This window comes from Cylindrospermopsis raciborskii Cr2010 (genome assembly GCF_003367075.2).
Lineage (GTDB): Bacteria > Cyanobacteriota > Cyanobacteriia > Cyanobacteriales > Nostocaceae > Raphidiopsis > Raphidiopsis raciborskii.
In genome coordinates this window covers 2754965-2767907 of sequence record NZ_CP065936.1, presented here as the reverse complement: position 1 = coordinate 2767907, position 12943 = coordinate 2754965, and the positions used below count along the sequence as shown (strand labels likewise).

The window sequence follows — 12943 nt, the reverse complement described above, 5'->3', positions numbered from 1 at the left end:
TTATCTTTACATAGTTTGGTCTTTTAACGCCAACTTACTTATAGCAACAAAATATAGCCGGGCAAACATTTACTATGGTAGAATGTCCAGTGAGGAGTAATATTTTGAACAACACACAGCCTTATTTTACACCAGGTTACAATCAGCGGGGCTTAGTTTTTTCAGCACTCTCCCTAACCTTGCCCAGTATCCTTTTAACTTTGGTACTGTCTCCAGATCTTGTATTCGCGGGAGAGGGTGTCACCAATCAGAATGGCTACGAAACCAGGTCCATTCCCCCACAGATTTCACAAGCTGAGAATATCAGTCCGGAAGAAGTAAGAAGAATTCGGCAAGAATTGCTAATTGAACCTCTGGTAAAAACTAAACCACGGGAAGTGCAAAAGCCTACCTATCCCCCTGGACTTACTTTTGCGGGTGTAAGTGCTTTTGGTGCTAACACGGGTGATGTGTTTATAGGAATAACAGGTACTACCCCCGGTAAACTTAGAGATGGTCAGTATGATGGTGGCATTAACCTTGGCGCTGGCATAGGGGAATCTAGCAAATTTGCAGCCTTAGAATTGGGTTTCAGCAACAATAGTATTAGAAAGTTTGGCGCTAATGGCAGCTTTGACCTGAAAGTTCACCGTCTTGTCTATGCCCAGGGTAACAACCAGGTGGCTGTGGCCGCAGGTTGGAACTATTTTGCCCAGTATGGTACTGATGGTGTTACCCCTTCTGGAGCTTACGGTGTGGTTACTAGTTACTCCCTATTACAGCCAGATGATGAGGTCAATAAAATGCCTATCTCCGTTTCCTTAGGCGCTGGGGGTGGTCCGTTTAGACAAGAATTTGCTAGCACAGGTGTGTTTGGCAGTGTGGGTATGCAGGTTCAACCCCAATTGGGTGTAGGTTTCGGTTGGAGTGGAGTGGGTTTTAACCTTGGTGCTTCCTATGTTCCCATACCTACCTTACCTTTAACAATTACAGCCCAGGGTGCGGATATCACTAATAATAGCCCTGGTGGCACCATACTTTCTTTGAGCGTCAGCTATGGGTTCAATTTTTTACCTAAGTAATTACATAGGTACTATAGTTTATTAGATAATCATCATGTTAAAACCCAAAAGTCTCATTTTTACCTTAAGTCTAGTCCCGTTCTTATTAGCATCTTTGCAATTGACCAGTGAGGGAGGTAGCACAACACCAGGAGGTCCTAGTGGAAATGTATTGCCTTCACCACCATCAATTCCACAAGATCCTGTACAACCAACACAACCACCACCACCAACCGGGAAAACAACTCCAGGAGGTTCTAGTGGTGGAAGCGGTGTCACCTTCATACCTAATGCAGAGAGCATAATCGTAACCAGAGAGGGGCAAAGTGCAACTCTAGCGGTTACACAAGAAGTTCAATCAGCCCTAAACCAGCTAGTTCCTAACATAGTTCAAGTGCTTGGCACAAGCGCTAATACTACTGACTTGGTCACCCTCGTGCTTGCACGTCCAGGGGTAACGGAAGCTGCTGCAAGAATAACAGCAGCTTTAACATCGGCGGGTATTAGTCCCCAGCTGGCGATCGCACTGGTTAATGCGCTGAACGGTTTATTCTCACCTTCCACTGCATCTTCACCCGGTGCTATGTTAGTTAGCACTAAGGATTGGAAAGGTAATAATACAGTGGCACAAGCAGGTGCGGCATTTAGCGTCAACATTGACAAGCTCAGTGCTGCCATTACTGCTTACAACGGTATTGTTATCGAAAGTAAACCACCTACTCTCAAACGTCTGTCTCAAGACGCAAGTTTCGTTGGTATTGGTCGTACCCTTAAACAATTGAGAAACGCTATCCCCTAAAGTCAAGAATAACCAGCGGAGGAATTTTTCCGCTGGTCTATTTTACTCTATACTGCTGCAAAGTACACTTTGGACTTCACAGGATCAGGAATCATGGTCTTTTCACCCGGTTGCCAGCCAGCTGGACAAACTTCATCAGGATGTGATTGTACGTGCTGAATTGCTTGCAGTATGCGTAGGGTCTCATCCACGCTACGACCAAAAGCCAAGTTATTTATGGTAGCGTGTTGAATAACCCCATCCTTGTCAATGATAAACAGACCACGCAAAGCAATCCCAGCATCGGGGTCAAGAACATTGTAAGCAGTGCTAATTTCTTTTTTAATATCTGAAACCAGGGGATAGTTCAAATCGCCAACACCACCAGATTTGCGGTCTGCTTGAATCCACGCCAAGTGAGAAAATTCACTATCCACAGAAATACCTAATACCTCTGTGTTCAATTTCTTGAACTCTTCGTAGCGATCGCTAAATGCTGTGATCTCAGTGGGGCAAACAAAGGTAAAATCCAAGGGATAGAAAAACAGAACCACATACTTGCCACGATATTCAGCAAGTTTGACAGCCTTAAAATCTTGGTCTACCACAGCTGTGGCTGTAAAATCGGGAGCCTGTTGGCCAACACGAAGACTAGTCATTAAAATACTTCTCCTTCAGCACATTGTATCAAATTTTCGGCGTGGGTTTTGTGACAGTTTATTTACAGTCTATTCCAACTATATCACAGTCATTACGATTTTGAGTAGTTAAATACTAAATTTAATTTCTCAACTGTACGGGCATAGCTAAATAGGTCATCTTTAAACCACCTAGGGGAGTAAAAATCACCGGGGTGAGATTTTGATTCAAGTGCATCTGAATTTCCGTAGATGGCAATTCCTTCAGTCCTTCTAGGAGATACTTGACATTAAAGGCAATATCAATATCTTCTCCGGAAATTTGTGCGGGCATTGACTCAGTAGCATTACCCACATCTTGGGCTTCACAAGATAAAGTAATTTCCTGGTCTCCAGTATTCATACTGATTTTAACAATATTGTTTTTCTGGTCAGCTAATATGGCAATTCGTTCCAAAGTACTGATAAATTGCTTCCTTTCCAACACCAGTTGTCTTTCAAACTGACGAGGTATTAATTGTCTATAGGAAGGGTATTGACCCTCCAGGGTGCGACTAGTTAAACGTTGATTTTGCCAAGCAAATACTATTTGACCTTCGTCTAAACATAAAGATACTGCCTCTTCTGAAGCACTATGGTTTAGCATTCTTTGTAGTTCTCGTAATGCCCTAGCAGGTACGGTCACTTCCAGTTGTTCATCATTTTCCAGGGGACGTTCATTAATGGTTTCTAAAACCGCCAACCGATGTCCATCCGTAGCTGCAAACTCTAAGACATCCTGTTTAACTGTTAAATGTACCCCTGTTAGAACCTGCTTAGTTTCATCACTACTAGTAGCAAATAATGAACCTTTTAAACCCTCAACTAGAGCTGCAGTGGTTATTTGGATAGGATTGGAACTCTCAATTAAGGGTAATTCAGGAAATTCTTCTGCCCCCATGGACCTAAGTTCATACTTACCATTTTTGGGCTTTAGAATAAAATTTATACCTTCTGTAGTAGAGTCTCCCGATTGGTCATCTAGGGTAATATCCCCCTCTGGTAAACGGGAAGTAATATCCACTAAGATTTTAGCAGGGAGAGCAACTGCTCCACCTTCTATCACCTCCGCAGTGAAACTAGTACGAATACCCAAGCTTAAATCAAAAGCTGTTAAACTAACTTGATTCGTATTTACATCCGCTTGCAAGAGTACATTAGCTAATATGGGATGGGTAGGTCTAGATGGTACTGCACGACTGACCAGGGCGAGATTGGTACTAAGATCGCTTTGAGAGCAAATTAATTTCATAAATCTGAACACAAATAGTGAAGGATCATCCTAGCAAATTTTCCGCTATCCTAGCTTATGCTTCCAACCCCCCACCAATTCCACTATTGGGCCAAGCCATGTTCTAAAGCGAATCTCACCAGTTCCGTACGACTATTGGTACCAGTTTTGCTAAATAGACGACTGACGTACTTCTCCACATTACGAACACTTGTTTCCAACTTACGAGCAATTTCTTTGTTCATTAATCCTTGGGCAACGAGATTTAAGACACTTTGCTCCCTTGGGGTTAAATCAATTGTAAACGGTGGTGGAGTCTGAGATATACCGATCCTAGGAGTTAATAAATCTTTAATTTTGGCAATCTCATGGGCCAACTTGGCAATTTCCATGTTTTCACTGTCTTCACCCGCAACTGTAGTCTGGGAAATACGCTTTTCTAGTAAATTGTTGATAATGGCGATCAGCTCATCTGGGTCAAAAGGCTTTGATAAATAGGCATCTACCCCTGCTTGATATCCTTGAATGCGATCGCCCGTCATACCTTTAGCGGTTAAAAAGATAACTGGTAGCGAAGCCAATCGGGGGTCATCTCGCAGTTGTTTGAGGAACTGATAGCCATCAACTTGGGGCATCATAATATCGGAAATTACCAAGTCGGGAGTATTTTGTTGTATTAATTCCCACCCTTCGCGGGCGTTACTGGCAACTCGAACACCGAAACCGCTTTCTTGTAAGTATTCCTTTACAGCTTCGCGTAACCCCGGTTCATCATCTACCAGTAACAGTTGTGCTGACATTGAAAATTTTCCCTATTTTACCGTTGACCTAATTACTAATAACTTAGCATATCATTAGTCATTCTCACCCTCCAATCTAGAAATTTTCAACTTTTTGTGGTGGTTGGGCAAATTTACTGTCCAAGATAGCGGAAATTGCACGAGCGTACTGTGGGTCACTCAAGGTTCCAATTAAATTGGGATTAGCTGCTAACTCTCGTTCTTGGGCTTGAGTTAAATCTAGCTGAATATCGGGTGTAATACCCTTTTTGTTGATATCCGTGCCTTTAGGAGTATAATAATGGGCAATGGTGATTGCTAAACCAGATCCATCAATTAACTCATGAACTGATTGTACTAGGGCCTTACCATAGGTTTGACTACCTACCACTACTGCTCGGTTATTATCCTTAAGAGCGCCGGTCAGAATTTCACTGGCGCTGGCGGAGTTACCATCTACCAATATGGCCAGGGGTCTATTAGTTAACGCAGTGCCATTGGCTTTGGTTTCTTCGCTACCGCCTACCCGATCTACAGTCTTGACAATACCGCCTTTATCTAACCACATGCGTGCTATTTCAATACTAGCTTGCAGTAAACCACCAGGATTACCACGCAGGTCTAATACATAAAAGTCCACCTTTTGATTATTCAAATCTCGAATTGCCCGATCCATCTGCTCCGCTGCATGACTACTAAATTCTTGTAATCGAATATAGCCAATACGACGTCCATTATCTCGTTTTAAAATATATCTTACGGTTGGTACTTCAATAGTTGCTCTTGTTAACTTGATATCAAGAAAACTGTTTCCTGGTCTGGATATTTTCAGGGTGATGGCAGTTCCTGCAGGACCGCGAATCAAGCTAGATGCTTCATCTATCTTCATTTTACTAGTGGATTTACCATTTATGGCAATAATTTCATCCCCTGCTTTAATACCCGCTTTATCTGCTGGTGAATTTTGTATAGGCTCTACCACAGTCAAGCGTTTGGTTTGCTCATTGATTTCCATGCGAATCCCTATACCTGTCACCTCACCAGAGGTTTGATTAGTCAGGGCTTCAAATTGTTTGGGATCCATAAATCTGGTGTAGGGATCTTCCAGTTTTTGGAGAGCTGATCTGATGGCTACATAAGCTTCTTGCTTGGATGTGTAGTTTTTGCTTAATAGACTTTGTCTAATTGCTTGCCAATTTTGTTGATTGAATTTACCATCAACATAGTCCCGATTGACAAGTTGCCATACTTGGTCTACCAGTGCTTTCGGACTGTCTTGTAAAGCGGCTTTAACCTGTTTAGTCCATGCTTGACCAAATAAAGACAGGGTAGCACTGGTAGCAACCATTGTACCAACTAGGGCTACACGCAGTGGTGAGTAAGGTTTCGCAGATTGATTCATGTAGGTCATCTCTAATAACGCGTGGAGAGTTAGAATTTGCTTGCCTTACCGCACAATCAACAACCATATTGGTGTTACCCTGATCACTCTTTGCTTTAAAGGCCCAAATTCCTTCCCCATTATAGCATTTTGTTGAACTGGTGGGGGGTTTTTAAGAAATATGTTTAAAACATTTGTACTAAAAGAATGGACTGTATGATAGATAGGGGAACTGTGGTAAAATAGTCTTTTTGAAATTGTTCTTCCCTGATTGCTGCGCAAAAACAGTCGATTTTAGTTTTAATATTTCCATAATCACTAGCTGGAGGGCCAAATTCATAATCCATTGAACTAGTAACTGGATTCTGGTAAGTGATTTTTAAAAACTCTCCCTCACCATCAACCCTAAACCCTAGAGATTTTAAAGATTCCAATCCCAGATGTAAGCTCTGGTCATTGATACCCAATTTCTGCAAAACTTTTAACCGAGTTGTTTTTTGATTGGTGCGACTCAAAAATTTGGCAATACCCACCAAGTTCAACCAAATTTCTTCAGGTGTGAGATAATTGGGCTGTGACCAAGCCAAAGCTAAGTGTTTTTGATGAGAAATGGCAGTTTTCAACCAACCTTTTACCTCATTCCAGCCGGTGGGACAGTGTTTAATGGTCAATATTGAATCGTGGTAATTTTCACTTGGTTGATTTCTCCAATCTATAATCATTGCCGATTTGTGAGATTGAACTTCCAAGTGAATTCCTAAGTCACTAGTAGGACGGACATCAATTAATCTAATTTGATGCTCTGGTTGTGCTTTATTGTTATTGATATCTATTTCCACTATACAATCACATCTCCCCTGGGGTAGGTCATTTTTATCATGTCCCCACCAAATCCCGGGAAACCGTTGTTGACTAGAATCATCTCCCATCAGAAATTTGGTTTTCAGATATTGAATTTTATTCCCCTGGTAATCTTGAATTTTCTCATGGGAAATATTTTCAAACCAACAGTTCTTAATTAGTAATTTTGGCACTGGATTTCCCATACCACAGGGTTCCATAAGTTTCAGCTCTAAAAATAATTCTCTGCCTAAATCTGCCACAGTTACTACTAGATCCGCCTGCACTGTGGGTGTGAGGTTTATTCCCCCTACAGATAATCGGAATTGTTGGTTAATCGCATCGGTAAATAATCCGATATTTTCCACAGATAAACTTAGTCCAGCAGCAAAGGGATGTCCGCCAAAACGATGTAATAAATGTGCCTGCTTTTGAACTAGTTGGTATAAATCAATAGAGTTAATTGAACGAGCTGATCCGCGAGCTAAGTTTGTTTTACTATCTAGTGAATCTGTACTTAATAAGATAGTTGGTTTTCCTGTTTCTTGAGCAATTTGACCCGCAACTAAACCCAAGACCCCACCTGGCCATTGACTATCTACTAAAACAATCACATGGGTGGTAGATAAATCTAATTCCCCCAGTTTTTTTCTGGCCTGTTCTTGAACATCTTTTTGCAATGATTTACGTCGAGAATTGGCTAATTCTGTCTCTTGTGCTAGTTGACCACACCTTTTAATATCTCTACTAGTTAATAGCTCTACACAGAAACTTCCATCACCATGAATCCTGCTAACAGCATTAATACGTGGACCTAATCCAAAAGAAATATCCATGGGGCGATCGCCATTTTTGTGGCACAGTTCCAGTAGTTTTTTGATTCCTGGTCTCCTGCTATGTAAGATACCTTTTTTAGATTCTTGGTGTAATTTATCAATTCCAATCTGAGCCAAATAGCGACAATCACCCTTCAATTGTACCAGGTCAGCAATTAATCCTATGGCAACCAAATCTAATAAATCTTCCAGGGGGTTTTGTGGTATGTCTGGCAAAGTTTCATATAATGCTTCGACTAATTTATAAGCTACCGCAACTCCAGAAAGATGAAATAATGAATGTGTTTCGGGTAAGTAACGAGGATTGATAATAGCACTGACGGGAGGACGTTCTGTTGGTAGGGTGTGATGATCGGTGACAATTAGGTCTATACCTAATTTCTGGGCATAAACAATCTCGTCAATGTTTGTACTTCCAGTGTCGCAGGTAACTATTAATCTACAACCTTGTTGGGCTAGACGTTCAATTCCGGCAAAATTTAACCCATGGGATTCTGTTAGTCGGTTGGGAATGTAATAGGTTAATTGTTCATACTGAGGGAAAAACTCTCCTAATCCATCCCATAGTAATGCGGTGGATGTAATACCATCGGCGTCAAAATCTCCCCAAATCCCTACTTTCTCCTTGGAGATTACTGCTGCTTTTAACCGATTGACTGCTAAATTCATCTCTTCTCCAAATTCAAAGGAACTTGCAGGTCGATAGTTTTTAAAATCGAGAAAATTGACCAGTTCTAATTCAGTTCTAATTCCTCTTTGCCATAGGATTTGCGCCACAAAGTTGGCTTTTGATTTCGATCCATGACGGATGTGATACTGTTTTTGAACTGCTTGCAGAAAATCTTGGGGAATTTCTATGTTTTCTAATAAAATCCACTTCATGGCATTGATTTATGTTGTCAACTTATATTTAATTACACCCGTTAAGTAGGGAGTACGATTATTTATAGGATGGGTTAGCGGTAGGGTAACTCATGGGAGCTACTTAGTTTTAACATTCTATTTCTGGAATGGGTTGAATATTTGCCCTCGGTAATTGATTGTCTATTTCACCATAACAACGATAGCTATATGGACAATATTCACAAAGTTTTCTATGTTTTGGCTGCTGAGGTAATGGTTGATTTTTTTTATATTGTTCTAGCCAAATAGATAGATTCTCCAGCAGCTGTTTTAACTGATTTCCGTTTTTTTTATGCTCCACATTACTATATCTAAACTCAATTTTTTTTGAATTCCCTTTTCCTGGGATAAACCAATAGGTCATAGATATATTTTTGGGTAGGTATGTGCTAGTTTCTGCCAAAACATACATGTAAAGTTTAGTTTGCCAATGACTGGCTAAAGACTTGATATCCTTTAAGTCTGGTAGTTGACGATAGGTTTTCCAGTCAAATATTTTCGCCTTTTCATTGTTGGCTATCAACAGGTCATAAATGACGGTTATTAAATAATCTCCCACTTGTAGATTTCTAGAATGTTCACTTTCCTGAAATGTCTCCCCCTCCTTTCCCGCTGTCAGGATTTCCGGTATCACTCCAGTTAAATCCAATATTAAACTTTTGAGTCGCTCATCTTCCCCTATAAAACTCTCAATCGGTAGTCCCATGGCTTGCTGTTGCATTAGCAAGTGAAAACGACTACCCAATGTTTTATACTCTTCCTGTTTAGGATCTGTGGGTGTTGTTAGCATATCTAAACATGTATGCTGAAACTTCCTGGGACAGTTCTCAATTAAGTTCAGATGTCCCTGGGAAATTCTAAATAATTCCTGTTCCACTCCTACCATTTTGCTGGGTTTTACCTAAGTTTAATATGGAAAATTATATCCCTAAGAAAATCCAAATACTCAAATAAATGCTATCCTCAAAAACATGATAACCACTAAACCGAGAATGCCAACACCCACAACTACTCCAAAAGTCACAGCTTTTCCCCTTGCCGCTGTAGTCGGTCAAGAGGCAATTAAAACCGCCCTGCTATTAGCAGCAGTAGATCCCGGTTTGGGAGGTGTGGTAATTGCTGGTCGTCGTGGTACGGCTAAATCGGTTATGGCACGAGGTATTCACGCTTTATTACCAGGGATAGAAGTTGTCAAAGACTCCATGAGCAATTGTGATCCAGAACAACCAGAATCCTGGGATGACCAACTAGTGGCACAAACGTCAGAGGAAATAGTCACAGAAATTATACCTGTCCCTTTTGTACAAATACCCCTGGGAGTAACGGAGGATCGGCTTTTAGGTTCAGTAGATGTGGAGCAGTCGGTCAAACAAGGTAAAACCGTATTTCAACCAGGACTTCTAGCTACCGCTAACCGGGGTGTATTATATATAGATGAAATCAATTTGCTCGATGATCAAATTAGTAATCAATTGTTGGCCGTCCTTTCGGAAGGACGTAACCAAATAGAAAGGGAAGGGATAAGTTTTCAACACCCCTGTAAACCCCTTTTTATTGCTACCTATAACCCTGAAGAAGGCCCCCTGAGAGAACATCTGCTTGATAGAATCGCTATAGCTCTTAGTGCAGACGGAGTACTCGGGTTAGACCAAAGAGTGCAAGCAGTTGAACAGGCGATCGCTTATTCCATATCTCCTCAAGAATTCATACAGCAATACAATGAGGATATAGACTCTCTCAAAACCCAAATATTACTGGCCAGGGAATGGTTAAAAGAAGTAACTATCTCCCCCGAGCAGATTACCTACCTGGTCAACGAAGCTATTCGTGCAGGAGTGGAAGGACACCGAGCAGAATTATTTGCTGTCCGTGTTGCTAAAGCATCAGCAGCATTGGATGGACGTAATAGTGTTAGTGCTGAAGACCTACGCCGTGCAGTAGAATTAGTTATAGTTCCCAGAACCACGGTTATTCAAACTCCACCACCAGACCAACCACCACCACCACCACCCCAAAATCAGCAGGACTCACCAGAACAACAAGAGGAGCAACAAGAAGAGGAACAACAACAAGAACAACAAGAGGAGCAACAGGAACCTCCAGATATTCCCCAAGAGTTTGTTTTTGACCCCGAGGGAGTAATTCTCGATCCAGAGGTACTATATTTCACCCAGATGGCTCAAAGACAAGGAAAATCGGGCAGTCGCAGTCTGATATTTTCAGAAGATAGGGGCCGTTATATCAAACCTATGTTACCCAAGGGCAAGGTTAAACGCATTGCCGTTGATGCTACTTTAAGAGCTGCCGCTCCATATCAAAAAGCGCGTCGTTTACGACAGCCAGGGAAAAGGGTGATAGTGGAACAGGGGGATATGCGAACAAAACGGTTAGTGAGAAAAGCTGGTGCCCTGGTAGTATTTGTTGTTGATGCTTCCGGTTCAATGGCTTTAAATAGAATGCAGTCAGCTAAGGGAGCAGTAATGCAACTTTTAACTGAATCCTATCAAAACCGAGATCAAATTGCCCTAATTCCTTTTAGGGGAGAACAAGCGGAAGTGTTATTACCTCCTACCCGGTCTATTGCTTTAGCAAAAACCCGGTTAGAAAAATTACCTTGTGGAGGTGGTTCCCCCTTGGCCCATGGATTAACCCAAGCGGTCAGAGTGGGTGTCAACGCCCAAATGGGAGGAGACATTGGACAAGTGGTGATAGTGGCAATTACCGACGGTAGAGGTAATATACCGCTCTCCAGATCCCTAGGGGAGTCCCAGGAACCAGGAGAAAAACCAGATATTAAGGGAGAGCTCCTAGATATTGCAGGGAGGATTAGAGCTTCCGGGATGCAGTTACTGGTAATAGATACAGAAAGTAAATTTGTTTCAACTGGTTTTGCCAAAGAACTAGCGAAAACAGCGGGAGGCAAATATTATCAACTACCGAAAGCAACTGATAGAGCGATCGCAGCTATGGCCAGGGGGGCCATGGAGGAGATGAGAAAGTAGGGGACTTATGGAGTTTCTGTAAAGGTTTTGACTTTGCCATCGGGGGAGTAAACAACTCTAATTCTGAGAGTTTTTCCTGCTTTATTACTAGAAACAAAGGGTTTACCAATTTCTGGCATACCTGTATTATCAATGTATTCTCTAGCAGCTTGATTTAAGGGCAAAATCCGCTGAATTGTGCCATCAACCTCCAGGGTAACACTATATTCTAGGGTTTGAGTAAAATCTGCGGGTGGGCGCCATTTACCTTGAAGATACTTCCCTGCTTCTGCTACTTGGGGTGTATCGTAAGATTTGTTTTCCTGACTGGTTATGGTGGTTAGGTCTTGTTTTGCAGTTCCTGCTGTGTCATTCTCCCCAGTTCTATTACTTCTATTTAATGGTTGTGTCTGAGGTAGGGAAGGATTAGGTAGACTGTCGGGTAACCTGTTGACATCTCCCGGAGGTATGTTAGAATTAGGTATTCTACCTTGTATTCGTGGATCTGTAGGATATCCCAGTATTTTAGGGGGCACTTGGGTGCTATTAGGACTATTAGGGATAATGTCTCCTGCAATTTCTGGTGTTTTTAGGGGATTTTTACCTGTTGTACCAGGGGTTGGTGTGGGGAAGACTGTGCCCGATCTAAGAACATCCAAATTTTCCTGGTTAGGACTGGGTAAATTAAAATTGGGTAAACCAGAAGGTAGGTCAGCTAAATCAGGTGACTTAACACCAGCATCCGGGTTCATAGTAGGTGCCCCGGTTGACATAGGTTCTTGAGGTTTTTGTTGCTCACTTACTCGCACCGAGCGCATATTACTAGCATATTGCCAGGTGAAGGGAGTTAGACCCAAAGCCAAAGTTAACACTGCTGCTACAGGAGCCCATCTGGGCAATTTGGAACTTATGAACCTTTCAGCTCCCATAGTTGGTAATGCAATTATATCAGCAGAATACTCATCCAAAGCACTAGATAAATCAAATAACTGTAATAGAGTCAGTTCAATCACCGGTCCAGATCTTTGGGTAGCTAGGGAACCTAGGTATAGTTTATGAGTTAGATTCTCCTGGAATTCTAGATAAATAGTAGCCTCTAAAACCCCCGTATTATCCCTATGATGGGGAAGGGAAGCAGATGCTGGAGACGCACTAGAAGCAATATCTTCCGCTTCCGAGGGTAACGTAGGGGGTTTGGAAGGTGTAGATTCCCGAAAAATCACACAAAACCTATCGGATGACTCTTGCAAAAGTTGCTGCACGTAGCTGCTTACAGCATTACATAAAACCTCCAACTGTTCCCGATTACCCTCAATAGGTATTCTCAAATCTTCTGGTAAAGTTGGATCATCAAAATGCAATTGAAAACGTAGCTGATCCACCACAGTTTGACTCATCCAACGAGATAAGGGTGAGCTTTCCGCTAGAATTTCTAACGTACAAGTGGGCGGTGTATAACGGCGAACAACAGAATTGGATCCAGGCATAGTAAAAATA

General features: G+C 41.9%; 10 protein-coding genes. 3 read left to right on the top strand and 7 right to left on the bottom strand.

Annotation, left to right across the window (positions count from 1 at the left end; all coding sequences use genetic code 11):
• Positions 1-104: 104 nt before the first annotated feature.
• Both C6N34_RS12610 and C6N34_RS12605 read left to right on the top strand, forming a co-directional pair.
• On the top strand, positions 105-1061 hold the full coding sequence (locus C6N34_RS12610; protein ID WP_236107044.1) for a hypothetical protein: 957 nt from the start codon (positions 105-107) through the stop codon (positions 1059-1061).
• Positions 1062-1095: 34 nt separating this feature from the next.
• Positions 1096-1839 carry a hypothetical protein gene (locus C6N34_RS12605; RefSeq protein WP_115538676.1) on the top strand — a complete coding sequence of 248 codons (744 nt, stop codon included), beginning with the start codon at positions 1096-1098 and terminating at the stop codon, positions 1837-1839.
• Positions 1840-1886: 47 nt separating this feature from the next.
• Here C6N34_RS12605 and C6N34_RS12600 read toward each other — a convergent pair whose 3' ends face one another.
• The 6 genes from C6N34_RS12600 to C6N34_RS12575 all read right to left on the bottom strand — a co-directional run bounded on the left by C6N34_RS12600 (position 1887) and on the right by C6N34_RS12575 (position 9351).
• Positions 1887-2477: a peroxiredoxin gene (locus C6N34_RS12600; RefSeq protein WP_115538675.1), complete on the bottom strand. Its 591-nt coding sequence runs from the start codon at positions 2475-2477 to the stop codon at positions 1887-1889.
• 121 nt (positions 2478-2598) lie between these two features.
• Entirely contained in the window at positions 2599-3747 is a 1149-nt protein-coding gene (gene dnaN, locus C6N34_RS12595; protein ID WP_057178105.1) for a DNA polymerase III subunit beta, read from the bottom strand.
• A gap of 83 nt (positions 3748-3830) precedes the next feature.
• Entirely contained in the window at positions 3831-4526 is a 696-nt protein-coding gene (locus tag C6N34_RS12590; protein ID WP_057178110.1) for a response regulator transcription factor, read from the bottom strand.
• A 76-nt stretch (positions 4527-4602) separates the two neighbouring features.
• Positions 4603-5907 (bottom strand): carboxyl-terminal processing protease CtpB, encoded by a 1305-nt coding sequence (gene ctpB, locus C6N34_RS12585; protein WP_102938609.1) that lies wholly within the window; start codon positions 5905-5907, stop codon positions 4603-4605.
• A gap of 164 nt (positions 5908-6071) precedes the next feature.
• Positions 6072-8444 carry a single-stranded-DNA-specific exonuclease RecJ gene (recJ, locus tag C6N34_RS12580; protein ID WP_115538674.1) on the bottom strand — a complete coding sequence of 791 codons (2373 nt, stop codon included), beginning with the start codon at positions 8442-8444 and terminating at the stop codon, positions 6072-6074.
• 109 nt (positions 8445-8553) lie between these two features.
• Complete coding sequence (locus C6N34_RS12575) at positions 8554-9351, bottom strand: PD-(D/E)XK nuclease family protein (RefSeq protein WP_115538673.1); 798 nt, start codon at positions 9349-9351, stop codon at positions 8554-8556.
• 106 nt (positions 9352-9457) lie between these two features.
• On the opposite strand from C6N34_RS12575, the gene bchD reads away from it, so the two are divergent.
• Positions 9458-11467 (top strand): magnesium chelatase ATPase subunit D, encoded by a 2010-nt coding sequence (bchD, locus tag C6N34_RS12570; RefSeq protein ID WP_115538672.1) that lies wholly within the window; start codon positions 9458-9460, stop codon positions 11465-11467.
• A 5-nt stretch (positions 11468-11472) separates the two neighbouring features.
• Here the strand turns inward: bchD and C6N34_RS12565 are convergent, their stop codons facing one another.
• Positions 11473-12933 (bottom strand): DUF4335 domain-containing protein, encoded by a 1461-nt coding sequence (locus C6N34_RS12565; RefSeq protein ID WP_115538671.1) that lies wholly within the window; start codon positions 12931-12933, stop codon positions 11473-11475.
• Between the last annotated feature and the right edge of the window lie 10 nt (positions 12934-12943).

Bases quoted from the DNA above. Each gene is read 5' to 3' on its own strand.
- C6N34_RS12565 (WP_115538671.1), bottom strand. From the start codon at position 12,933: ATGCCTGGATCCAATTCTGTTGTTCGCCGTTATACACCGCCCACTTGT.
- C6N34_RS12575 (WP_115538673.1), bottom strand. From the start codon at position 9,351: ATGGTAGGAGTGGAACAGGAATTATTTAGAATTTCCCAGGGACATCTG.
- C6N34_RS12605 (WP_115538676.1), top strand. From the start codon at position 1,096: ATGTTAAAACCCAAAAGTCTCATTTTTACCTTAAGTCTAGTCCCGTTC.
- C6N34_RS12600 (WP_115538675.1), bottom strand. From the start codon at position 2,477: ATGACTAGTCTTCGTGTTGGCCAACAGGCTCCCGATTTTACAGCCACA.
- bchD (WP_115538672.1), top strand. From the start codon at position 9,458: ATGCCAACACCCACAACTACTCCAAAAGTCACAGCTTTTCCCCTTGCC.
- ctpB (WP_102938609.1), bottom strand. From the start codon at position 5,907: ATGAATCAATCTGCGAAACCTTACTCACCACTGCGTGTAGCCCTAGTT.
- recJ (WP_115538674.1), bottom strand. From the start codon at position 8,444: ATGAAGTGGATTTTATTAGAAAACATAGAAATTCCCCAAGATTTTCTG.
- dnaN (WP_057178105.1), bottom strand. From the start codon at position 3,747: ATGAAATTAATTTGCTCTCAAAGCGATCTTAGTACCAATCTCGCCCTG.
- C6N34_RS12590 (WP_057178110.1), bottom strand. From the start codon at position 4,526: ATGTCAGCACAACTGTTACTGGTAGATGATGAACCGGGGTTACGCGAA.